At 57.1% G+C, this 22,448-nt stretch carries 19 protein-coding genes and 1 tRNA gene; 9 read left to right on the top strand and 11 right to left on the bottom strand.

Annotation, left to right across the window (positions count from 1 at the left end; translation table 11 throughout):
• The first annotated feature begins 10 nt into the window (after window positions 1-10).
• The gene (locus ACWFUC_RS00940) at window positions 11-775 is read left to right on the top strand and encodes a Nif3-like dinuclear metal center hexameric protein (RefSeq protein ID WP_311434504.1); all 765 of its coding nucleotides are present in this window, start codon (window positions 11-13) and stop codon (window positions 773-775) included.
• A 70-nt stretch (window positions 776-845) separates the two neighbouring features.
• Here ACWFUC_RS00940 and mscL read toward each other — a convergent pair whose 3' ends face one another.
• Window positions 846-1,283, bottom strand: a complete 438-nt coding sequence (gene mscL / locus ACWFUC_RS00935) for a large conductance mechanosensitive channel protein MscL (protein WP_121040404.1) — start codon at window positions 1,281-1,283, stop codon at window positions 846-848.
• A 292-nt stretch (window positions 1,284-1,575) separates the two neighbouring features.
• Between mscL and petA the strand changes: the two genes are divergently transcribed.
• From petA to ACWFUC_RS00900, 7 genes are all read left to right on the top strand, one after another.
• Window positions 1,576-2,184 (top strand): ubiquinol-cytochrome c reductase iron-sulfur subunit, encoded by a 609-nt coding sequence (gene petA / locus ACWFUC_RS00930; protein ID WP_034330802.1) that lies wholly within the window; start codon window positions 1,576-1,578, stop codon window positions 2,182-2,184.
• A 2-nt stretch (window positions 2,185-2,186) separates the two neighbouring features.
• Entirely contained in the window at window positions 2,187-3,593 is a 1,407-nt protein-coding gene (locus ACWFUC_RS00925; protein WP_489623861.1) for a cytochrome b, read from the top strand.
• 23 nt (window positions 3,594-3,616) lie between these two features.
• On the top strand, window positions 3,617-4,381 hold the full coding sequence (locus ACWFUC_RS00920; protein WP_034330805.1) for a cytochrome c1: 765 nt from the start codon (window positions 3,617-3,619) through the stop codon (window positions 4,379-4,381).
• 98 nt (window positions 4,382-4,479) lie between these two features.
• Window positions 4,480-5,091 carry a glutathione S-transferase N-terminal domain-containing protein gene (locus ACWFUC_RS00915; protein WP_017453790.1) on the top strand — a complete coding sequence of 204 codons (612 nt, stop codon included), beginning with the start codon at window positions 4,480-4,482 and terminating at the stop codon, window positions 5,089-5,091.
• A gap of 121 nt (window positions 5,092-5,212) precedes the next feature.
• Window positions 5,213-5,701 carry a ClpXP protease specificity-enhancing factor gene (locus ACWFUC_RS00910; RefSeq protein WP_489623860.1) on the top strand — a complete coding sequence of 163 codons (489 nt, stop codon included), beginning with the start codon at window positions 5,213-5,215 and terminating at the stop codon, window positions 5,699-5,701.
• 25 nt (window positions 5,702-5,726) lie between these two features.
• A tRNA-Thr gene (locus ACWFUC_RS00905) sits at window positions 5,727-5,802 on the top strand.
• Window positions 5,803-6,063: 261 nt separating this feature from the next.
• Entirely contained in the window at window positions 6,064-8,280 is a 2,217-nt protein-coding gene (locus ACWFUC_RS00900) for an OsmC domain/YcaO domain-containing protein (protein WP_489623859.1), read from the top strand.
• Between the two features lie 241 nt (window positions 8,281-8,521).
• Here the strand turns inward: ACWFUC_RS00900 and ACWFUC_RS00895 are convergent, their stop codons facing one another.
• The 10 genes from ACWFUC_RS00895 to tssJ form a co-directional block, all read right to left on the bottom strand.
• Entirely contained in the window at window positions 8,522-9,325 is an 804-nt protein-coding gene (locus tag ACWFUC_RS00895; RefSeq protein ID WP_489623858.1) for a hypothetical protein, read from the bottom strand.
• A 120-nt stretch (window positions 9,326-9,445) separates the two neighbouring features.
• Window positions 9,446-10,285, bottom strand: a complete 840-nt coding sequence (locus ACWFUC_RS00890) for a hypothetical protein (RefSeq protein WP_489623857.1) — start codon at window positions 10,283-10,285, stop codon at window positions 9,446-9,448.
• A gap of 204 nt (window positions 10,286-10,489) precedes the next feature.
• Window positions 10,490-11,455, bottom strand: coding sequence for a hypothetical protein (locus ACWFUC_RS00885; RefSeq protein ID WP_489623856.1), 966 nt, complete (start codon window positions 11,453-11,455; stop codon window positions 10,490-10,492).
• 159 nt (window positions 11,456-11,614) lie between these two features.
• Complete coding sequence (locus ACWFUC_RS00880; protein ID WP_489623855.1) at window positions 11,615-12,724, bottom strand: hypothetical protein; 1,110 nt, start codon at window positions 12,722-12,724, stop codon at window positions 11,615-11,617.
• A gap of 106 nt (window positions 12,725-12,830) precedes the next feature.
• Window positions 12,831-13,940: a hypothetical protein gene (locus ACWFUC_RS00875; RefSeq protein ID WP_489623854.1), complete on the bottom strand. Its 1,110-nt coding sequence runs from the start codon at window positions 13,938-13,940 to the stop codon at window positions 12,831-12,833.
• A gap of 3 nt (window positions 13,941-13,943) precedes the next feature.
• Window positions 13,944-15,506 carry a hypothetical protein gene (locus tag ACWFUC_RS00870; protein ID WP_489623853.1) on the bottom strand — a complete coding sequence of 521 codons (1,563 nt, stop codon included), beginning with the start codon at window positions 15,504-15,506 and terminating at the stop codon, window positions 13,944-13,946.
• 126 nt (window positions 15,507-15,632) lie between these two features.
• The gene (locus ACWFUC_RS00865; protein WP_489623852.1) at window positions 15,633-18,551 is read right to left on the bottom strand and encodes a type VI secretion system Vgr family protein; all 2,919 of its coding nucleotides are present in this window, start codon (window positions 18,549-18,551) and stop codon (window positions 15,633-15,635) included.
• Between the two features lie 39 nt (window positions 18,552-18,590).
• On the bottom strand, window positions 18,591-19,364 hold the full coding sequence (gene icmH / locus ACWFUC_RS00860) for a type IVB secretion system protein IcmH/DotU (protein WP_420840925.1): 774 nt from the start codon (window positions 19,362-19,364) through the stop codon (window positions 18,591-18,593).
• Between the two features lie 2 nt (window positions 19,365-19,366).
• On the bottom strand, window positions 19,367-20,713 hold the full coding sequence (tssK, locus tag ACWFUC_RS00855) for a type VI secretion system baseplate subunit TssK (protein ID WP_489623851.1): 1,347 nt from the start codon (window positions 20,711-20,713) through the stop codon (window positions 19,367-19,369).
• Between the two features lie 61 nt (window positions 20,714-20,774).
• On the bottom strand, window positions 20,775-21,404 hold the full coding sequence (tssJ, locus tag ACWFUC_RS00850; protein ID WP_489623850.1) for a type VI secretion system lipoprotein TssJ: 630 nt from the start codon (window positions 21,402-21,404) through the stop codon (window positions 20,775-20,777).
• Window positions 21,405-21,771: 367 nt separating this feature from the next.
• Here tssJ and ACWFUC_RS00845 point away from each other — a divergent pair, with 367 nt between their 5' ends.
• The gene (locus tag ACWFUC_RS00845) at window positions 21,772-22,398 is read left to right on the top strand and encodes a tetratricopeptide repeat protein (protein WP_034330817.1); all 627 of its coding nucleotides are present in this window, start codon (window positions 21,772-21,774) and stop codon (window positions 22,396-22,398) included.
• Window positions 22,399-22,448: the final 50 nt, after the last annotated feature.

Genomic DNA, 22,448 nt, shown 5'->3' with positions numbered 1-22,448 from the left:
TGAGGAAGAGATGACCCGCCACATTAGCAGAAACGAGTTCGCAGTCTATCTGGGGCAGACGCTTAGCGCGGCGCAATATCGCGATTATTGCCCAAACGGCTTGCAGGTGGAAGGGCGCGCCACCATTGGGCGCGTGGTCAGCGGCGTCACGGCCAGCCTGGCCCTGATCGAGGCGGCAGTGGAATGGCAGGCCGATGCCATCCTGGTCCATCACGGTTACTTCTGGCGCGGTGAAGACATGCGCGTGATCGGGCAGAAGCAGCGGAGACTGAAGCTGCTGCTGGGGCATGACATCAATCTGTTCGGCTATCACCTGCCCCTGGATTCACATCCGGAATTGGGCAACAACGCGCAGCTGGCCAAACGACTCGACTTTGACGCCACTGGCCGCTTCGGTGAGAACGACATCGGCTGGATCGGGCGCTGCCATGCGCCCTCCGTCAAGACGGCCGCGGACCTGGCGATGCTGATCGAGAAACGCCTGGGCCGCATGCCGCTGCTCATCGGTGACCCGCAGCAGGCCATCGGGCAGGTCGCCTGGTGTACCGGTGCAGCGCAGGGCATGCTGGGCGAGGCCATCGAAGCAGGAGCCACGGCCTACATCAGCGGCGAGATTTCAGAACCGACCGTGCATCTGGCGCGCGAGAGCGGCACCGTCTATCTCGCCGCCGGCCATCACGCCACCGAGCGCTATGGCATCCAGGCGCTGGGGGAACATGTGGCCAGGCACTTCGGCATCGAGCATCGCTTCATCGATATCGACAATCCCGTGTGAGAGGGGCTGCGATACTTGTTGCTTCACTTACCGTGTCAGGTAAGTGAAGCTTTTTGGGGCATGGCAGGCGTCAGCCTTGCTTCTTGAGCGAATCGCGGATTTCACGCAGCAACAGCACGTCTTCCGGCGTTGGTGCCGGCGCGGCCGGTGCGGCTTCTTCATGCTTGGAGGCCAGATCGCGGGCCTTGTTGATGGCACGCACCATCTGGAAGATGATGAATGCCAGGATCAGGAAGTTGATGAAGATGGTGAGGAAGTTGCCGTAGGCGAAGACCGCCCCGGCCTTCTTGGCTTCGGCCAGCGGCAGGCCATAGGCTTGACCGTTCAGGGGCAGGTAGTAGTTGGCGAAATCCAGGCCGCCGAAGATCTTGCCGACGATGGGCATGATGATATCCTCGACCAGCGAGCTGACGATCTTGCCGAAGGCCCCGCCGATGATGACACCGACGGCCAGGTCGACCACGTTTCCCTTGATCGCGAAGGCGCGAAAATCCTTGAGCATGCTCATCCCTGGTTTCTCCTTTGAAAGTTGCTGTTTAAACATGAGGCGGGCTTACAACGGGTTATATCCTGCCCGGCAGCAAAAGTAAATCGGACAAGCACTGACGCCGCACTGCAAAAAAACTGAGAACGAGAGCAGATTGACAAGGGGTTGCGCTGCGTCAAATGTTCATTTTCGCAAGCCTGTACCATACCGGCCGTTAGCTACAAAACCCTATTCAGCTTATATATAATCGAAAAGTTGCATGAGGGTCACTTAGAAGGTCCACGCTAACTTACATTTGGAGATTGGGGTCTTTATGACTGACGAGAATCAGGTCGACGCAAGTCGACGAGGTTTGCTTGTTGCGACTTGTGCGGCCGGAGGTGTAGCGGGTTTGGCCACCGCTGGAGCATTCGTCTCCACCCTGCAACCTTCAGAACGCGCCAAGGCAGCAGGCGCACCGGTGGAAGTGGATATTTCTTCACTGGCTCCCGGTGAAATGCGCACCGTTGAGTGGCGCGGCAAGCCGGTCTGGATTCTCAAGCGCACCCCCGAGATGATCGAGTCCCTCAAGAAGACCGATGGCGAGGTGGCCGATCCCAACTCCAAGCGCACCGATTTCTCCGAAACGCCTGATTACGCGCTCAATGAGTGGCGTTCGCTGCGCAAGGACATCCTGGTCGTGGTCGGCATCTGCCCGCACCTCGGCTGCTCCCCGAGTTCCCGCTTCCAGAGCGGCCCGCAGCCTTCGCTGCCGGACGACTGGCATGGCGGCTTCCTGTGCCCCTGCCACGGCTCGACCTTCGACCTGGCCGGCCGCGTGTACAAGAACAAGCCGGCGCCGGACAATCTGCAAGTCCCGCGCTACATGTTTGAAGGCGACAACAAGCTCGTCATCGGCAAGGACGAGAAAGGGGAGGCCTGATCATGGGAGCATTTCACGAAAAAAAGCTGCCGGATGATGCACCGGTAGCCGCCAAGGCCCTGAACTGGGTCGATTCGCGCTTTCCGCTGACGGCCACCTGGAAAGCCCACCTCTCCGAATACTACGCCCCGAAGAACTTCAACTTCTGGTACATCTTCGGCTCGCTGGCACTGCTGGTGCTGGTGATCCAGATCGTCACCGGCATCTTCCTGGTGATGCATTACAAGCCGGACGCCAACCTGGCCTTCGCCTCGGTCGAATACATCATGCGTGATGTGCCCTGGGGCTGGCTGGTGCGCTATATGCACTCCACCGGCGCTTCGGCCTTCTTCATCGTCGTTTATCTTCACATGGTGCGGGGCCTGCTCTACGGCTCCTACCGCAAGCCGCGCGAACTGGTGTGGCTGTTCGGGGTGGGGATTTTCCTCTGCCTGATGGGTGAAGCTTTCTTCGGTTACCTGCTGCCCTGGGGGCAGATGTCCTATTGGGGCGCTCAGGTGATCGTGAACCTTTTCGGCGCCATCCCCTTCATCGGCCCGGACCTGTCGCTGCTCATTCGCGGCGACTATGTCGTTTCCGACGCCACGCTGAACCGCTTCTTCTCCTTCCACGTGATCGCCATTCCGCTGGTGCTCATCGGACTGGTGGCTGCGCACATCATCGCGCTGCACGAAGTGGGTTCCAACAACCCGGATGGCGTGGAAATCAAGGAAAAGACCGACGAACGTGGCGTACCGCTGGATGGGGTTCCTTTCCATCCGTATTACACGGTGCATGACATCTTCGGTGTCTCGATCTTCCTGCTGGTGTTCTCGGCCGTGGTGTTCTTCGCGCCGGAAATGGGCGGCTACTTCCTGGAGTACAACAACTTCATCCCGGCCGATTCGCTCAAGACCCCGCCGCACATCGCACCGGTCTGGTACTTCACGCCGTTCTACTCGATTCTTCGCGCCACGACCGCGGACTTCATGGGCTGGTTGATTGCCGGCGTGGCAGGCTATGTGCTGCTGCTGGTGTTCAAGTCGCGCCTGACGGCCAAGCTGAAGATCGTGGCCATCGTGATCGGCCTGGCCATCATCGCCGGCATGCTGGTGTTTGATGCCAAGTTCTGGGGCGTGGTCCTGATGGGCCTGTCGGTGGTGATCCTGGGCGGCCTGCCGTGGCTGGATCATTCGCAGGTCAAGTCGATCCGCTATCGTCCAAGCTGGCACAAGTACGTGTACCTGGTCTTTGCCATCGCCTTCGTCATCCTTGGCTACCTCGGCGTGCAACCGCCGACGGCCATCGGCACCACCGTCTCGCAGGTGTGCAGCTTCATCTATCTCGGCTTCTTCCTGCTGATGCCGTGGTGGAGTGCTGCCGGTACCTTCAAGGCGGTGCCCGAGCGCGTCGTCTACCATCCGCACTAAGCCAGCCGCCAAAGGACAAGAACATGACATTGCTCAAGAAAGTGATTGCCGCGCTGGCCTTGCTGCCGGCGCTGGCCTGCGCCAACGAAGGGGGCTTCCCGCTGGATCATGCCCCGGACCGTACCAAGGATGTTTCCTCGCTGCAAAACGGGGCCAAGCTGTTCGTCAACTATTGCCTGAACTGCCACTCGGCCTCGGCCATGCGTTACAACCGCCTGCGCGACATCGGCCTGACTGAAGACCAGATCAAGAACAACCTCTTGTTCAGTGGGGAAAAGGTCGGCGACCTGATGAAGATCTCGATGTCGCCGCAGGACGCCAAGGCCTGGTTTGGCGCAACACCGCCGGACCTGTCGGTGATCGCCCGGGCCAAGGCCTCGGAGGCTGGCAGCGGTCCGGACTGGATTTATACCTACCTGCGCAGTTATTATACGGACGACAGCCGCCCCACCGGCTGGAACAACATGCTTTTCCCCAACGTCGGCATGCCGCACGTGTTGTGGGAATTGCAAGGTATCCGCAAGGCCAAGTTCGTGGAAGAGAAGGATCCTCACGACGCGAACAAGACCATCCACAAGTTTGCCGGCTTCGAGCAAGTCAAGCCGGGCAAGATGAGCGCGGCGGAGTATGACAACAATGTCGCCGATCTCGTTGCCTATTTGCAATGGATGGGCGAGCCGGCGCAGAATACGCGCAAGCGGCTGGGTGTCTGGGTACTGTTGTTCCTGGGAATCTTCTCGGTATTGGCGTGGCGTTTGAACGCGTCCTATTGGAAGAACATCAAGTAAAAACGTACAATCACGTATCCGCGCAGTTTTTGCGGAATTGCGTATCGGGGTGAGCGTTATGCGTCTCGCCCCCCTTTTGTTTTTAGGGCTCTGAAAAAATGATGGTTCTCTACTCGGGCACGACCTGCCCATTTTCGCAACGTTGTCGCCTTGTCCTGTTCGAAAAGGGCATGGATTTCGAGATCCGCGACGTTGACCTCTTCAACAAGCCGGAAGACATTTCGGTCATGAACCCGTATGGCCAAGTGCCCATCCTGGTTGAACGCGACCTGGTCCTGTATGAATCGAACATCATCAATGAATACATCGATGAGCGCTTCCCGCATCCTCAGCTGATGCCGGCTGACCCGCTGATGCGTGCGCGTGCGCGCCTGATGCTGTTCAACTTCGAGAAGGAACTGTTCGTTCACGTGCACACCCTGGAAAATGAAAAGTCCAAGGCTGCCGAGAAGAACCAGGAAAAGGCCCGCCACGAGATCCGTGACCGCCTGACCCAACTGGCACCGCTGTTCCTGAAGAACAAGTACATGCTGGGCGACGAGTTCTCCATGCTGGACGTGGCCCTGGCCCCGTTGCTGTGGCGTCTGGATCACTATGGCATCGAGCTCTCCAAGACAGCGGCACCGCTGATGAAGTATGCCGAGCGCATCTTCTCGCGTCCTGCCTACATCGAAGCACTGACCCCGTCCGAAAAGGTCATGCGCCGTTAAGCTGTTCCGGCTGCACTGCCGCCCTGGGCGGCGGTGCAGTTCACAGAAGTTCATATTGCTTTCCACCCCGGCCTTGCCGGCAGATGCGGTTTTTACCGTCGCATCGCAGACCACACCAGTCATGCCAGAAGTCTCCACCAAGCCTTATCTGCTGCGCGCCATCTATGAATGGTGCACCGACAATGGCTACACGCCGCACATTGCCGTGGTCGTCGACAGCAGCACCCGCGTGCCGATGCAATTCGTCAAGAATGGCGAAATCGTCCTCAACATCAGCTTCGAGGCCACCAGCGGCTTGAAGATGGAGAACGACAACATTCACTTCAGCGCCCGCTTTGGTGGTGTTTCGCGCGACATCCTGATCCCTGTGGAAAACGTGATCGCCATCTACGCCCGTGAAAACGGCCAGGGCATGGCGTTTGAAGCGCCTGCGCCGGCCACGGCCGACGAGGTGCAACCGGCTCCTGAGCAGGAAAGCAGTGCGCCTGTGCTGTCCTCGGTACCTGTTTCCGAACCCGAAAAGAAGCCGACTGAAAGCAGCGACAAGGGCGATGATGATCCGGAACCACCGAAAAAGGGCGGCCGTCCTGTACTGACACGCATCAAGTAGGCTATAATCGCCGGCTGAAGTTTTTGCTGGCTTAGCTCATCTGGTAGAGCACCTGACTTGTAATCAGGGGGTGGCGGGTTCAAGTCCTGCAGCCAGCACCAAATACCGAAGCGGCTCACAGCAATGTGAGCCGTTTTCTTTTGGCCCGCAACCTTGCAGGTCCATCGTGATCCAGCGCGCGCTGCTTGCTCAACATGGGCCAGCAACGCTGGTGCAACCGCACTAGGCTATCATCGAAGCTCTTTTGCGCGACGACTGCCGGACTCGCTCCACGGCCGTCGCCGTCGTCGCGACAAAATTGTGGGCCGCTGTCGCTCGCATGCCTTACCGCCATCTCTTCGGTTCATTCTCGGAATCTCGCCATGGAAATCAAAGTCAACTTCCTCGACAAGCTGCGTCTTGAAGCCAAGTTCGACGACTTTACCGTCATCGCCGACCAGCCCATCCGCTACAAGGGAGACGGTTCGGCGCCGGGTCCCTTTGATTACTTCCTGGCGTCATCGGCCCTGTGCGCAGCGTATTTCGTGAAGCTGTACTGCAATACGCGCAACATCTCCACAGAGAATATCCGGCTGTCGCAGAACAACATCGTCGACCCCGAAAACCGCTACCAGCAAACTTTCAAGATCCAGGTCGAACTGCCACCCGACATCGAGGAAGCGGACCGCCGCGGCATCCTGCGTTCCATCGAGCGCTGTACCGTCAAGAAGGTGGTGCAGCAGGGACCGGAATTCATCATCGAGGAAGTGGAGAGCCTGGACGCCGACGCGCAGTCCCTGCTGACGCTCAAGCCCGAGGCTGGCTCGAGCACGCACATCCTGGGCAAGGACCTGCCGCTGGAGCAGACCATCGCCAACATGTCCGGCCTGCTGGCTGACCTGGGCATCAAGATCGAGATTGCTTCGTGGCGCAACATCATTCCCAATGTGTGGTCGCTGCACATTCGCGACGCGCACTCGCCGATGTGCTTTACCAACGGCAAGGGCGCGACCAAGGAAAGTGCGCTGGCTTCGGCGCTGGGCGAGTACATCGAGCGCATCAGCAACAACCACTTCTATGCGGGTTCCTACTGGGGCGAGGAGATCGCCAATGCCGAGTTCGTGCATTACCCCAACGAGCGCTGGTTCAAGCCCGGCCGCGGGGACAAATTGCCCAAGGAGATCCTGGACACGTATTGCCTGGAGATCTACAACCCCGATGGCGAGCTGCGTGCCTCGCATCTGGTCGATACCAATTCCGGCAACGCACAGCGCGGTATCTGCTCGCTGCCTTACGTGCGCCAGTCCGATGGCGAGGTGGTGTATTTCCCCTCCAACCTGGTCGAGAATCTCTTCGTCAGCAATGGCATGAGTGCCGGCAATACCTTGCCTGAAGCGCAGGTGCAGTGTCTGTCGGAGATTTTCGAGCGCGCGGTCAAGCGTGAAATCCTGGAAGGCGAGCTTTGCCTGCCCGATGTTCCCCAGGAGGTCCTGGCAAAGTATCCCGGTATCGTGGCCGGTATCAAGGGACTGGAAGAACAGGGTTTCCCGGTACTGGTCAAGGATGCCTCGCTAGGTGGCGTCTATCCGGTGATGTGCGTGACCTTGATGAACCCGCGCACAGGCGGCGTGTTTGCTTCCTTCGGCGCACACCCGAGCTTTGAGGTAGCGCTGGAGCGCAGCCTGACGGAACTGCTGCAGGGACGCAGCTTCGAAGGGCTCAACGATCTGCCGCAGCCGACCTTCGAGAGCAATGCCGTCACGGAACCCAACAACTTCGTGGAGCACTTCATCGATTCGTCCGGCATCGTGTCCTGGCGCTTCTTCAGTGCCAGGGCGGATTACGCATTCGTGGAATGGGATTTTTCCAGCCAGGGCGAAGATTCCAACGCCGAGGAGGCCGCTACGCTGTTCGGCATTCTGGAGGAGATGGGCAAGGAGGCCTATGTCGCTGTCTACGACCAACTGGGGGCGACCGCTTGCCGCATCCTGGTGCCAGGCTATTCCGAGGTGTATCCGGTCGAGGATCTGATCTGGGACAACACCAACAAGGCGCTGCTGTTCCGCGAGGATGTCCTGAACCTGCATCGTCTGGATGACAAGGCCTTGGCTGCCTTGCTCGATCGTCTGGAAAACAACGAGCTGGATGATTACTCGGACATCGCCACCCTGATCGGAATTGACTTCGATGAGAACACCGAGTGGGGCCAACTGACCGTCCTTGAACTGAAGCTGCTGATCAATCTGGCCCTGCAGCAGTTTGAAGAAGCGCATGACCTGGTCGGTGCCTTCCTGCAATACAACGACAACTCGGTGGAACGTGGCCTGTTCTACCAGGCGTTGAATGTCGTGCTGGAAGTGGAGCTGGATGATGAGCTTGAGCTATCCGACTATGAGACCAACTTCCGCCGCATGTTCGGCGACGCGCGCATGGATGCGGCCATCGGATCGGTGAACGGCAGCGTCCGCTTCTTTGGCTTGACGCCGACCAGCATGAAGCTCGAAGGGCTGGATCGCCATCAGCGCTTGCTGGATAGCTATCGCAAGCTGCATAAGGCGCGTGCCCTGTTTGCGCAGGCGGATTCTGCGTCAGCGGCTTGATGCTGTTGTCTGTGGGCTGATGATGACGGCTTGGTCGCGTGGGTGATCAGGCCGTTTTTTACTGCGCAGCGAAACTGGTTGTTGTCGAAACGAAGGCTGGTCACTGAGTTTTCGCCTTATCTCAACTCTTGGTGAGGGTGGGCAGTACGTCTGGTCGAGCAAAGCGATCGGACTTATTGGGCCCTGAGGAATTGGGATATATCCAGTTCAAGATCACTATGCCAGCGGTGCGTACGGGGCGTTATTGGAAGACCGCCGGATCCTGATAAGCCTGATCGATGGTGACGTTGTCATTCTTCAGTTGCGCCTCCTTCTTTTCCCGCGCCTGCTTCAAGGCAGGCAGTTCCTTCCTGAATTCCATTTTCCAGTTGTCGAGTTTTTCATCATCGACATAGCCGCGCAGATAGGCGTCCTGCGCCGTCAATGAATAGGTGACGAAGTAGGCTCCCCTCTTGTCCGGATCGAGCCGGTTGGGATCCCGGTACAGTTTGATTTCGAGGAACACGTGATCGGCGTAAAAGAGCCAGGGAGTGCCGTCAGCCAGCCTCATCCATTGCGCCAGCGACAGGTCATGCGAAGGGTCGAGCGGATAGCCGGGGTTCTTCAGTGCGTAGGCCAGCGCTTGTTCACCTTGGAGTCGCGGGCGGCTGATCGGGATCACCTTCGACCAACCTGCTGCGCTTAGTGCATGCAGCAATGCGGTAAATTGTTTGCGCGCGTCGTCATGGGAAATCGTTTCTGCATCGCTGACCCCACCATTCACGGACCACCGCGAAATATGCTCTGCCGCAAACCTGGCGGAAGCGGTTCCCGTGACGCTGAGCACGGACGGTATCGAAAACGATTGCGGACCATGGTCGAAGATGACCTTGCCTGGCTTGCTGGCCTGCCACTCAGCAGTGAAGAATTGGAGGTCGCCCGGGTGTTGGCTTGCCTTGAAACGGCTGGGATACGCTTCTTTGAGCGATGTCGCCGATTCGTGAATGTTGAGATGAATGGCCTCGCCCGTTACGGCGGATTCGGCAAGCGCATGCTTCCCATGCATACCCAAGGCTCCTAGCAAAAGCAAATATAAAGTGAAGCTGCAGTGCGATCTCATTGTCTATTTGATCTTGCCGGACTTGGATAAGAGAGTCCTCATCACACTTTGGGTGGGGGGCAATCATCAGAAGCCCGGTGGATCCCGATAGGCTTCGTCAATATTGACTCCCTGTTTGCGCAAAGTACTTTCGGCCTGCTGGCGCTCTTCTTTCAGCAGCTTCATTTCAGCGGGTAATGCTTGCTGCCAAACCGCCCGCTTGTCAGGGCCCACCAGTTGGCGGAATTGCTCTTTTTCACTCCGGAGGTTGAATTCAATGAAGTAGGCCCCCGGCTGGTTGACGTCGTTCAGAGAAAGATCGCGGGACAAAGCGATCGTCAGGTAGCCCTCCTTGCTCCAGAGTTTCCAAAGCGTGCGGCCGGGAAGATGCATCCATTCGTCCAGGGTTGGCTCGTAGTCCGTATCCAATCCATAAATGGAGGACGTGGATTCTGCATAGCGTAGCGTGTTTACACCGGACAGGCGGGGGGCATCCGGATCGATATAACGATGCCAGGAGGCCTTGCGCAGATTTTCAAGAATGGATTGAAATTGCTTCCTTGCAGTGTCGTGCATGATCGGACTGCTTTCCGCGAGGCCAGCATTGATGTTCCATTCGATGATGTTTTCGTTGGCAAATGAAGGCGTGTAATTCCCTGTTGCGCTCAACGCGTGGTGAATGACAAACAGTGTCTCCGATGACCCAATTTCAACTGTGCCGCGCGCGTCGTTTGTCCATCTGGCCGCATAGAACTTTGCGCCTGAGGGATGATCGCTCATCGAAAACAGTCCGGGATAGTTCTTGAGGATATCGTCGCCGGACTGGCCGAGTTGGATATGAATGAGCTCGTTCATTGCGCGTTGCTCGGCTCCGCTGCCATTGCCGCAGGCGCCCAGCATCGCGGTCGCCATAACGAAAATCAGCATTCTGCCTATCGTGGATTTGAATGCGGTGGACACACGAGCCCGCTGGTATTCGAGGGAGTAAAAAGATGAATGCACCGGGAATTTCTCAGCGTGATCGTCAGCGGTCAGACAGAGCGTTCAGCCATTTGAAATTCTCCCCAACATCCAGGTAATGGATATCGATACCGTTGAGCACATGTCAGCTTTGAAGCCCTCCGTCTATCTTCATTCTTGATCGGAGTCCCATTGCCAGATGGTGGCGCCATATTGGGAATTCAGGCTTGGCATGGTCTCTCCGCGCTTGAATTTGCGTCGGGAATTCAGTTGGGCAGGCGTGAAATAATATCCATCCTCCGGGCACAGTTCTCCGCTTGCAACGCGTCGCTGGAAATCCTGCGGTGCGTTTAGCGATGTTATCTTCCGTTGATGGGCCACCTTCTTGACCAGCGTCCATGTACATGGAGCAGTCTGATGCAGAGCTTCTTCGCCGTATTTTTCCGAGGTGCCAGGAATGTAGAGAGATTGCATACCCAAGAATATGCTGCATTCGGGGGCCTCATCAATATCCGGGCCCAGGAACTGAGCACTGGAATTGGATTGGTCTGGAACATAGATGCCTGGTCTTGGTGGTGGCTGTCCTGTTCGCACGCTGGTCGAAGGATCAAGCGCGTAGCCAGGCCAGGTATCCGGCGCATCGAGTGGCCCGCGATCCTCCGGCGTATAGCCGGGTGACAAGGTTCCGGCCGACCAGTATGCACCTAGAGTAGAAATGATGTTGCTCGCCCGGACGAGCGCCTGACTCAGCAGGTGCCGATACGTACGTACGCCTTCCTCGCCCATCCACTCGGCGGAAAATTCGAGCTGCCCCTTGAAGTCAGAGCGCACTCCATGCGCGCTGTTGAGTCCATCGAGGTCTCCATGAGACAACTTGATATAACCGCTGCAGAGGCTGTCGAATGTATCTCGGAAGTTGGGAAGCACCTGTTCTCCCCAAACGATATCAGGCTGTTCAGGTAAAGCACGATTGCGGTAATCGGGAGGCAAGGTTTGCATGAACTGACTCAGCCGTGATTCCACAAATTCAAGTAGCTCGTGCCAGTTGTCTCGCAATTGGCCCAGGTATTCAAGAGATGTGTAACGTTCCAAGAGAAAAATCTCTTGTGGATCGAGATGTCCAGTGGAGCCAATCATTTCTTTTTCGACTCGTACCAATTGTTGGTGAGAACCTGAACACCAACCAGATCGGTCTTTTGACCGAATTCATCATAGCCCCAATGGGCAGGTTGTCGCTTGCTCACCAAGGCGTTCTTCAGGTCATCCTGATTGACCACAATTGGTCTCGCTCCACGTTCAATCCTGATCTGCATCCCATTGCCAGATAGTTGCGCCATATTCGCTATTGAGATCAGGCATGCTTTCTCCTTTGCTGAAATACTTGCGGGAATGGATTTTGGACGGGGTGAAGTAATATCCCGAACGACTACATATCGCACCGCTTTCCAGTCGAGCTGCGGTTCCTACCTGATCAAGGGGCGCATCTTCCGAGAAATCGATAGGCTGTCCGTGAAGTTGTTCTACATAAATCCAATCGCAGGCACGTGATGTGAAAGATTGTCGAGCTACCAAACTTGGCGCCAGTTTGGATTTACTTACGCTTTCCTTGAAGTACGGATCTTCGATCAGGCGAGGATCTTGAAGGTGACTTTGCACGAATCGACTCATGCGATGATCATCCAGCCACAGAGACTCACGACCAACACTGGCTAGCGCGTCCAGTCCAAGATCATTAAAAGTAGTGCACTTCTTGAGTTCTCCAGAAGGATTCCCGGTCCAGCAAAATTGGGGAGTGCCATGAGGGTCGTCGACCGGCAGATATACGCCGGTACGTGGCGGCGTTGCGCCGCTACGGGCGACGATGTCGCTGCGAAGTCTTAATGCCGTGGCGTTTCTCAGCGCCTCCGGGTTTTCGGCGAGGCAAAGTGTCAAGCCAAAATCGTTCCACCCTCCGGCAACGTTGAATTTTGTTAATGTTCGATCGATTTTTTCTGCGTAGAGATAGATGTCATTGAAGCGGGATTGGAATTCATCTTCCTCCTCCGGTGTCATCCAGTTCAGCGAGTACTCGGACAAGCCGCGCGCACAATTGTACGCATCGGTAAATGAATAGACTTCAAATGCACGCTGTGCGATCTGCTTGGAGACAGAGAGCTCAAAGTCAGCAAGAAATGGCCAGCCATTGTTGGCCCAGTTCTCAGAGGTGCCACGTATTCCCCAGCGGCTGTCGGTCAGAAGTGCGTCGCGGCCTTGAAGCTTGGCGTTGGATAACGTCGGATCGACGAATCGCATTAACTCCTGCAGGCGTATTTGAAGCTCTTTCAGATATTCGATCGAGGCGAAATGGTAAAGCAAGGAGATGTGTTTTTTCTGGGTCAGGCTGAGTTCATCGGGATATCTGCTCATTTTGTTTATCCGGGACTTTTCTGTTCTTGAGGCAAGCAAGATGAGCTGATATGCCGGAGAATTCGATCTTTATCCTGGTCAAGATAATTTCCGTTACAACTTGTCTTCAACCCTGATCTGCATCCCATTGCCAGATAGTCGCGCCATATTCGCTATTGAGATCAGGCATGCTTTCTCCTTTGTTGAAATACCTGCGGGAATTGATCTGCGACGGCGTGAAGTAATATCCTGAACGGCTACAGATGGCACCGCCTTCCAGTCGAACAGCCATTCTTGCCTGAACAAGGGGAGGATCTTCAGAGAAGTCGGCGGGTTGTCCGTGAAGTTGCTCTACATAAATCCACTTGCAGGGACGCGACGTGAACGAGTGTCGAGCTACTAAACTAGCAGAGCGCTCGGGATCACTGACGGCGTCGTTGAAGAATGAATCTGCGATCAAGCGAGGGTCTTGACGGTGACTTTGCACAAACTGATACATGCTGTAATCGTTAAGCCAAAGAGCTTGACGTCCCACATTTGCTAGCGCTGCAAGTCCAAGGTCGTTAAATGTGCTGCATTGCTTGAGTTTTCCTGAAGGCTCTCCTGTCCAGCAAAATTGAGGAGTTCCATTCGGATCATCGAGCGGCAAATATACGCCGGTACGCGGCGGCGTTGTTCCGCTGTGGGCAGTGATGTCGCTTCGAAGACGCAATGCCGTCGCTTCTCCAAGTGCTTGGGGATGTTCCTTCAGACACATAGTCAAATCAAAATCGTCCCATCCTCCAGCGACGTTAAACTTCTTTAATGTTCTGTCGATATTCTGCGCGTAGAGGTACAGTTCATCGAAACGAGCCTGAAATTCATCTTCCTCTTGAGGTGTCATCCAGTTCAGGGAGTACTCGGACAAACCGCGCCCACAATTGTACGCATCGGTAAACGAATAGACTTCGAATGCGCGCTGTGCGATCTGCTTGGAGACAGATAGTTCGAAGTCAGCAAGAAATGGCCAGCCATTGTTGGCCCAGTTCTCGGAGGTATCACGTGTGCCCCATCGGCTGTTGGTCAGAAGTGGGTCGCGGCCTTGAAACTTCGCTTTGTCCAAGGTAGGGTCGACGAATTGCATTAGCGATCGAAGGCGATTCTGCAATCCTTTTAGGTAAGGCAATGAAGCAAAGTGATACAGCAAAGAGACATGTTTCTTTTGCGTCAAATTAAGTTGTAATGGAATGTCAGACATTTTTTAGTGATTCAGTTTTGTGGTTTGACCCGGAAGGCTTGGTAGTCCGATTTTCTCTCCCAATCCTGCGCCTCCAAAATCCAAGTAGCCCCAGCCGGTATCAAAGGGGCCGCTGATGTTGGGATGATTGATTGATTCTCGCAGGCCGACGTAGTTTTCTCTTTGTGTAGCATCCAGCTTGCCATATTCTGCTGTGTTCAGAGCACTTTGCATTTTTTGGGAATTTTCGCCATGGAGAGGGTAGTAAAGCATCGTATCGTTGCGAACATCACTACGAGGCACGTTAAAGACGATTTGCTCCCAACCGCCCTCAAGATGTCGATCTGCAAGGTTTTCCTTGAATTGCGTAGATGCTTTCCCTCGCCAAGCTTTCAGGCTTTCACCCGGTTTGATGTCGTAGATCACAAACTGACCATTCACGTTCCAGTCCGGCCATACCGCCAAATGTTTGCGCCATGCCGCACGTGGGTCGGTTGCTGCCTGTAATTGTTTGAAAACATCTTCGGTGACCCAGCAATCACTCATGGCTCGGCTGTTTGGAGAGAGGATTCTGTAGAGCCGAGCAGGTCCTTTTATTTCATCTGCTATCAAGGTGTTAAAGGATTCAATACTGCGTGGAGATAGCGGGGGCCATCCTTTCTTAACTTCTTTATCAACATCTGACTGCATCTTCGAGGAAAGAAGTCCCGGATATTCTGGATCTTCCCCCTTGCTGAGCCACGAAGGCGGAGGCTCAGTCTCCCGCATCAGCTTGACCGCCTCCGCCTCCGGAAGCGCGCCGCGATAGTGAATGTTATTAAGGTTGATGATTCCGCGCTGCCGCTCCAACGACTCTCGTTCCAGCCGCATGATGATGCTATCCAGGGCATTTTGGACCGGGCGCAGTGCTTCTCCGAGATGCTTGTCCGCCAGTTGGCGGATATGGTGCACTTGTTCAAGATAATGTTTTGCTTTGGCACCTATAGTGGGTGCCCAGGCGACCTTGGCTGCCAACTGTTCCAGCGCGCCGATGCCACGGTCAAAGGCTCTCAGCAGCGAGCTGACATTGACCTTGCCACGAACAACCTTGATTTCAGTTGCCAACCATTTGAAGACTTCGTCGACTTTGAGCTGGCGCAGATACTTCTGCACATCACGCCTGCGCAGAAATCCGACGACCATCGTCATCGCCGCATCAATCGCCTTGATGGTGGCGTCGCCACCCATGCGCCGGATGAAGTGGAAAAAGATCTTCAGTACGCCTTTGACCAGCGAACCCAATGTCGGGAACAGCCCGATCAATGTCAGTGCCAGGGCGACCCAGGCCCAGGTGTCCGAGGTGTCTTTGCGAAGCTTGTTGCAGTTCGCGATCAGGTCGCGGACATCGCACACCTGGTCGACCAGGGGAATCATCGAGATGGCGGCATCAGTCATCAACTGGCCAGTGGAGCGATCTTCATTGAAGTCCCCTTGCATGGCTTCCCAGAACCAGACGAAAGGATTGGTGCTGGGTTCCTCGGCCTTTTTCTGATCGTTGGTGACCCACGCCAGTGCATCGCGCAGCTGGGTCGAATTCACATCAGCCATGCGGTTTCCTTCATATTGATTCCTTGGAGCTTTATGCAGTTCATCGTTGCATTCGACAGGGGCTTGCAGCTCAAGACCAAGTCTTCAGTCGAGCGCAGTCGGAGAAATGGAGCAGGGATAAGCCACTCAGCCGTTGCTGAAGTCTTCCAACGGAGCGGCAGGCTTGTCGCTTTCTGGTTTGCGAGGCTGGTAGACAACCTTCGTCACTTGTTTGCGCTCGATATTTTCATGCAACGCCTTTCCCTGATTGTCCAATGTGCCAGTGAGCTTGGTACCGTCTTTGAAGTGGATTTCATAGTCCGCTCCAGCGATGCCCGAGCCGGTTTCAGGCTCCATGTAATGCAATCCAATCCAATTGTTTTCGGCGGACGTTCCGTCGGGTAGGGGGGGAAGCATAACCCCTGCACTCGCCCCACCCGGAAACGCATGCGTTGCCCCCTTCACCGAAAACGTCCCCGGACAGGCAAACGTGATATTGCCACCCTCCAGCGTCACCGAAGCCTGCCCCGCCTGCAGCACGATCTTCTGGCGCGCCTTGATCTCAATGCCTTCATTGACGCTGATGACGCTCACATCCTTGTCAGCCAGGATCTCCAGCGCATCGGTATGCGCCTGCAAGGAAACCGGGCCATTGCCGGCGAAGGCCTGAATGCCGCCGTCGTGCGCAAAGAGCGTCGTCGCCTTGCCGGCCGCGAGGCTGGCGGTATCGGCGGCAGTCCAGTGGGTATCCCCCTGTGTGGTCCAGTGAAGGTTTTCGCCAGCGTAGAGCACGGTGGAAGCCGCACTGGCCCAGTTGACGTTGCTTGGTGACTCCATCAGTACAGCGGCCTTGCTGAACTTTTCGACCGGTTGCGAGCTGTCGCTTTCACGGGAGCCCGCCTGGCTCTTGAATGCGTCCTGACCATTGACGCTGGCCGGATGCTTGCCCTTATCCTGCGGGTCGATGACGGAGATGAAATCAGTCTTGGCCTGGTAGGCGTCCGCACTGTGCAGCGCCTGCTGCTGTGTGGCGGCGTCGCCCATGGTCTGCGCAAGTTGCTGCGCACCCTTCAATTGCGCCACAGCTTCGTGGGCATCCATCTGCGTGCTGGTGACGCTGGCACCCGCAACCGGACGCGCCGTCGAGGAAATCAGCAAGCCCTCCGCACCGCGCACTACGCCCCAAGCGTCCGTGCGCAGTTCAAAGCCCTGGCCGCGATAGTTTCCACGCTGGGCTCCGGTATCTGCCTGATCGATCAGATGGCCGAGATTGAGCTGGGATTTGCCCTGGCTCGAGGCCAGGCGCATGCGCAATTGCGACTGCGTGTCGTCCACCACCCATTGATTGAAACCGCTGCCATCATGCGCCGTGCTGTGCCAGCCTGAAATCGTGCCGGCATGGTTGGCGTCAGACTCGGCTCCTGCCGGGAAGGGCGGCACATCATTGCCGTTGTAAAGTTGTGCGACCACGACGGGACGATCAATGTCACCCTCGATGAAATCGATCAGCACTTCGCTGCCGATGCGCGGCGTGAACTGGCTGCCCCAGTTGGGGCCGGACTGCGCTTCTGCCACGCGCACCCAGGTGCCGGAGGCGTCGTTGCCGGGAGCATTGCCGTCCTTGTCATCGAGATTGCCGGTCTCGCGCAAGCCGCCCGGATTGGGCGACTTCCCGCGCTGCCAGTGGAACTGGACCCTGACGCGGTGATTGCGGTCGGTGGTAACGGCCGCATCCGGCAGGCCGGTCACCAGCGCAGTCTGAGTGCCACGCGCCGTTGGCTTGAGGCGCTCCGTGATTGCAGCAGGAACGATGGGGACTACCTCACGCACGGCCACGAAGCTGTTGCGGTAGGTCCCTGCCTTCAGGTCGTCATCGGATAGGCCGCCCGAGGAGGGCGTCTTGCCGAACAGATTTGTCAGCGAAGCAGGGATGAGCTGTTCGAGGATCTGTGTGATGTTGCTGTCGAAATTGTTGCGGGCGCTGTGGCGAACCGAGAGCAGCTTGAAGCGGTTCTCGCCTTCGGGATAGCGCTCATGCTGGCTCAGCGTGAACTGCGCACCGGCACTGAGCTGGCGTGCCGCCCCCGCGCCTTCAAAACGCTTGTTCTGCATTTCCAAAGCCTGCAGCATCAACTGCGCATGGGCCGCGGCCGCCTGCTGGTCTGCAAAGTCCTGCTGGCCTGTGCCGTCGTAGACCGGCAGGGCAGGGACTTCGCCGGCATCCAGGCTGGAGCTCTCTTCAGCCGAAGGTGAAGAAATCTTCTCGGGATGCCAACTGGCCAGCGCCACGGCGTTGGAACGCACACTGCGCACGGCGCTGAAGTCGGTGATCGCATCGCTGGATTCGGTGGCGGCGATGCGGTGAAAGCGGATGCGCGTATCGCCGCCGGGCAGATCAGGTGCCTTGGCCTCGCGGTCGAAGATGACCAGCTTGTGTCGCGCCTGTTGCTGGCCGGAGGCCTGGCCTTGCTCACCCTCCTGCTGATGCTCGAAGCGGAAGTTCAGGCCCTCGCTGGCCAGGATGCGGCGCAGGAAGGCGAAATCACTCTCGCGGTATTGCGTGCAGATGTCGCGCTTGGTGAGCGTCTGGGTGACATCCAGAGCGAAATTGGCTTGCGGGTATTCCTTCAGGACGGCGCTGGCGATGTCGGTGACGCTCATATCCTGAAACAGGAAGCTGTCGCGGCGGCGGTCGAGGAAGGCGAGGAAGGATTCCAGCCTAAGCCTGTAGCGCGCCAGTCCGCCATCGGCACCCAGCCACGAAGCCTGGGTGCAGTAGCCGTGCCAGGCGCGTCGGCTGCCATCGGCCTGAAGCAGGCGCAGGGTCAGTTCGGTCCCGATGAATTGCTTCAGATCGAGATCGGTGGAGACGGAGAGGGCGTCGACCTCGAACTGGAAATTGTCATTGACACTTTCCTGGCCGTGGAAGCGCTCCACGACCAGGGACTCCGGAAGACCGGCTTCCTGCGCGCTGGCCAGCGTGATCAGGCGCGCGTGTTGCGACAGGCCAGGGCCGAAGAGTTGGTTGATGACGCTGGAAAGTGAATCGGGAAAAGGCAGATTCATCTGTGTGGCCTTCCAAGACTGTCAGGGGAGAGATCGCGTTCAGGGCAGGGTGATGGTCAGGTTAGCGGTACGCGGTGCCAGCTTGACGATATCGGAATAGCCGGCCAGTCCGTTCTCCGTGCCGCTGGTCAGCATCCAGTTCAAGCCGAGGTACGCGAACAGGGCGATGAAGGCAAACAGCGAAGCCACCACCCACAGCGGCACATCATTGCGCAGCTTGTTGACGATGGCGTCAGGCCGCGCCCAATGTGGCGCGAAGCCGGCGCTCTTGCCCTTGAGATGGGCGATTTCGTCCCCCAGCCGTGCAGTCAGATAATTCAGTTTCTCCGGACCTTCCAGCGCGTACTTGCCCTGGAACCCCAGCAACAGGCACATGTGAAACACTTCCAGCGCCTGGATGTGCGCATTGCCGCGGACCCGCAGGTCTTCCAGCTGCTTGAAGAAATTTTCACCTGCCAGTTGATCGCCGAACATGGTCAGCTGCAGCGGACGGCGCTCCCAGGCGTCGCGGATGCCGAAGCTGGAGCGTAGGATGATTTCATCGACCGAGGCGCAGAACGCGTATTTGGCGGCGTAGACATCTTCCGGGGAGACGTCGAGTTTCTTCGCATTGCGTTCCACATCGCCCAGGAATTTCTGCATCTTCACCGAGAACGAAGCTTCATCCACCGGCGCGCTGCCATTCTTGAGCATGAAGAGCGCGTAGAAACCGTCATACATCAGATCCAGCAGCGAGCGCGCATTGACTGGCGCTGCGGCCATCTGGGACGGGGGGAGATGGTCCTGATCGAGCAGGGAAGGGGCCGAAGTCATGTTCATTGCGTCACCGCCAGGAGTTCGAGTTTGAGGTCACGGATGCCGGAAGGTACATAAATGCAGATCGATTGCGCCTGCAGCATGCGCTCATACATGGCACCCTTGCTTTCCAATGTGAAGTAATAGGTGTCGGGGCGCACGGGCAGGGCAGCCGGCACTTGCGGCGAGTGCACCAGCTTCACGCCGGGCAGTGCGGCCAGCACGAATTTCTCCACATCCTCGGGTGCGCCGATCTTGAAGCGCAGCGGCACTACATCCACCAGCTCGATGGCCGGCAGGTCGGCGTTGACGGCCAGGTAGAAACTGGTCTTCTCGTCGATCTTGCCCGAGTCCAGCATGCCCATGTGATACGACGGCTTGCTCTCGTGCAGGGCGATGGCGAAATAGCGTGACGAGATGACGGTATCGAGCAGCTCGCGGATGATGCCATCAAGCCGCGCAAACGGCGGACCAGGATCACGATGGTCATACGGCGGCAGGTCCGCCAGCGCCAGGCTGCGCGAGAAGGTCATCAGCGAGCCGGCCAGCCCGAGCAATTGTTCATACAGGCGCTCGGGATGCAGCAGGGGATTGTTCAGATAGTGCGAGAGGCTGGCGTAAGCGGTGCTGGCCGTATGCAGCAGCCAGAAGGAGGTGATGTCACCCGATCGGAACTCCACCACGCTCTTGCTGGGTTCGCGATGATGTCCGTAGAGCGCGCTGACCTTGGCCTGCAAGGCATCCAGCAGGCGGCGCAGGCGCAGGAACAGCAAGGGCGCCGCATGCACCGACAGGCTGGGGGCGACGAAATCGGGATCCAGTTCGAATCCTGATGAGCTTGCGCGGCGCAAGCGCACGATCGGAATGCATACCAGGGAGTCGCGCGGTTCGTTCTCGGAGACCAGCCGCACTGCCTTCTTCAAATAGCTCATCTCCGCCTTGGCCGCATCGGTGAAAAGATCCGGCGTCTCGATGTTGTCTTGAATGTAGCGACTGGACTGATGATTGCCGGTGCCCGAGACGAAATTGCTGCCAAAGCTCTTCAGTGCCGGCAGGGCCGCGTAGAAGGTGACGGATTGTTGGGAAAGCGGAATTTCGGTCAGTTCGATGGGATCGGGCAGGTCGTCGCCATCCGGTGCCTTGTAGATTTCCCCGTCCTGGAAGATGGCCGACAGTTCGAGGATGCGCAGCGTATTGTTGTTCAGGGCATCGCGGTCCACCTGCAGGGAGGAGATGCCCCAGCAGTAGGGATTGAGCGCCAGCGCGGTCTGGTGCAGGCGTGTTTCGTGATAATGATCCTGGCGCTGGAAATGCTGTGGCCGGAGGAAAAGACCTTCGCCCCAGAGGACTTTGTTGGAGTGATTCACTTGGATTGCCCCGTCGTGATGATTGTCATGTCGCGATGTCCTGCGAATTGTTGTTTGAATTTCAATGACACTGAACCGGTGCCAGCATCAGATTCTTTTCCAGCGGCTTGCCCTGCATATCGATGGCCACCGCCCCCGCACCCACTGTCAATGAGCAGGATTGCAGGCCGACGGTAATGCCATTCTTCTCCGCTTCATCGGCCTTGAAGACGGCACGCCAGCGCTGCGGTGCAGGATTGACGAACAGCGCCACGACACCGATGTAGCCGGCCTCATAACTGACCTTTTCGGAAATTTCATAGCGCTGGCCCGGTACCAGCGTGACTTCCTTGACCTCCAGCAGGTCGGCTCCCAAGGCTTCCTTTTCTTTTTGCGCACTCAGGAACGTGTCATATGACGCCTGTTGGAAACTAATGTTCTGCTTGAGCTTATAAATTTTTACCACCAGGGCCAGCGGTCGCTGCTGCGAATCGACATTGAGCGCCTTGGACGCGTGCAGCTTGATCGGCACGGTACGCGGCTGCTTCTGGGCGTCCGGGAGTTCGGGCGTGTCCGGCTTCTTCAGGCCGAGTGCCTCCAGCGTGGACTTGGCGGCCTGGGCGACCCCGGAGGCCGCGCCGACGGCCGCGCAGCCGGATAGAGAAAAAATGACAACTCCAGTTGTCAGGTGATTAATCAATCGGTTTTTCAACGCTGCCCCGTGCGGTTTATTGGATTTCTGATGAGCGATTTCTCGCGAGCCGAAAAAATTTTAGGAAGTCTTTACAGATTGTGGAACTGCATTTTCCCTTGAAGGTCTATGCGATACATTTGGACGAGCTTAAGTTCAAATTACTTAAAACTATTAAGTCGGGCAACAACCTGATAGTCGTGATTGGAACGTGGCGTAGTGAAAAAGTGCGGTTTCCAGAAGCATCAATTTCGCCAGAAAACAGCCGTCGCATCTCATTTGCAGCCTAAAAATCAGGAATCTCCGGAATTTTTCGGTGCCGACTAATTTGCTTGCGCGATGTCGTGCAAGGCTTTCTTAATGTCAAAAATATAAGGAGTGGTTTCCAATGCGTGCGAGCAAATTCAAGACAGGTCTGATCATTCCGGCGTTGCTGGCGGTGATGTTGGCGGGTTGTGCCAATACCCAGGGCAAGCCCAATCCGGAAGATGAGGCCAAGAACACGCTGGAAAGCGGAGTGGCCCAGGCCAATACCGCGCAGGCGGAAGGCAAGACCGACGAGGCAGTGTCGGTGCTGAAGGTGGTGGCAAGCCGCTTCCCTGCTGACAAGACGCCCTGGCTGCGTATCGCCCAGATCCGCTTCGATGCAGGTGATTACAGTGATGCGATCGTCAACGCCCAGGAAGCCCTCAAGCGCGATCCCGCCGACAAGGTCGCCAACAGCATCGTGACCGTCTCCGGTCTGCGTCTGGCCACCAAGTCGCTGGGGGATCTGCGCTCACAAAATGCATTGAATGGTTCGGTCAAGACCGAAGCACAGGACCTGACCAAGATCCTGCGTGAAAGCCTCGGCGAAAACACCTTGGTGCCCGCTCCGGCCAAGCCTGTTGCAGCGGTCCGTCCGCGCGGCAAGGCAGCTCGCAAGGCGGCTCCTGCACCTGCTGCAGATGCGGATGCCGGCAATGGCAGCAGTGGCGGTGGCAGCGGTCCCAATCCCTTTGGCAATCTGAAGTAAGGCGCGCCAGCGGGGGCAGCTTGTGCTGTCCCCGTTTTTCAAGCCGCCTC

The organism is Herbaspirillum sp. Her4 (genome assembly GCF_057961335.1).
Note: the sequence above shows the minus strand (reverse complement) of the source record. Positions and strands in the feature narration are given on the sequence as shown.

Bases quoted from the DNA above. Each gene is read 5' to 3' on its own strand.
- ACWFUC_RS00940 (WP_311434504.1), top strand. From the start codon at position 11: ATGACCCGCCACATTAGCAGAAACGAGTTCGCAGTCTATCTGGGGCAG.
- mscL (WP_121040404.1), bottom strand. From the start codon at position 1,283: ATGAGCATGCTCAAGGATTTTCGCGCCTTCGCGATCAAGGGAAACGTG.
- petA (WP_034330802.1), top strand. From the start codon at position 1,576: ATGACTGACGAGAATCAGGTCGACGCAAGTCGACGAGGTTTGCTTGTT.
- ACWFUC_RS00925 (WP_489623861.1), top strand. From the start codon at position 2,187: ATGGGAGCATTTCACGAAAAAAAGCTGCCGGATGATGCACCGGTAGCC.
- ACWFUC_RS00920 (WP_034330805.1), top strand. From the start codon at position 3,617: ATGACATTGCTCAAGAAAGTGATTGCCGCGCTGGCCTTGCTGCCGGCG.
- ACWFUC_RS00915 (WP_017453790.1), top strand. From the start codon at position 4,480: ATGATGGTTCTCTACTCGGGCACGACCTGCCCATTTTCGCAACGTTGT.
- ACWFUC_RS00910 (WP_489623860.1), top strand. From the start codon at position 5,213: ATGCCAGAAGTCTCCACCAAGCCTTATCTGCTGCGCGCCATCTATGAA.
- ACWFUC_RS00900 (WP_489623859.1), top strand. From the start codon at position 6,064: ATGGAAATCAAAGTCAACTTCCTCGACAAGCTGCGTCTTGAAGCCAAG.
- ACWFUC_RS00895 (WP_489623858.1), bottom strand. From the start codon at position 9,325: ATGCATGGGAAGCATGCGCTTGCCGAATCCGCCGTAACGGGCGAGGCC.
- ACWFUC_RS00890 (WP_489623857.1), bottom strand. From the start codon at position 10,285: ATGCTGATTTTCGTTATGGCGACCGCGATGCTGGGCGCCTGCGGCAAT.
- ACWFUC_RS00885 (WP_489623856.1), bottom strand. From the start codon at position 11,455: ATGATTGGCTCCACTGGACATCTCGATCCACAAGAGATTTTTCTCTTG.
- ACWFUC_RS00880 (WP_489623855.1), bottom strand. From the start codon at position 12,724: ATGAGCAGATATCCCGATGAACTCAGCCTGACCCAGAAAAAACACATC.
- ACWFUC_RS00875 (WP_489623854.1), bottom strand. From the start codon at position 13,940: ATGTCTGACATTCCATTACAACTTAATTTGACGCAAAAGAAACATGTC.
- ACWFUC_RS00870 (WP_489623853.1), bottom strand. From the start codon at position 15,506: ATGGCTGATGTGAATTCGACCCAGCTGCGCGATGCACTGGCGTGGGTC.
- ACWFUC_RS00865 (WP_489623852.1), bottom strand. From the start codon at position 18,551: ATGAATCTGCCTTTTCCCGATTCACTTTCCAGCGTCATCAACCAACTC.
- icmH (WP_420840925.1), bottom strand. From the start codon at position 19,364: ATGACTTCGGCCCCTTCCCTGCTCGATCAGGACCATCTCCCCCCGTCC.
- ACWFUC_RS00845 (WP_034330817.1), top strand. From the start codon at position 21,772: ATGCGTGCGAGCAAATTCAAGACAGGTCTGATCATTCCGGCGTTGCTG.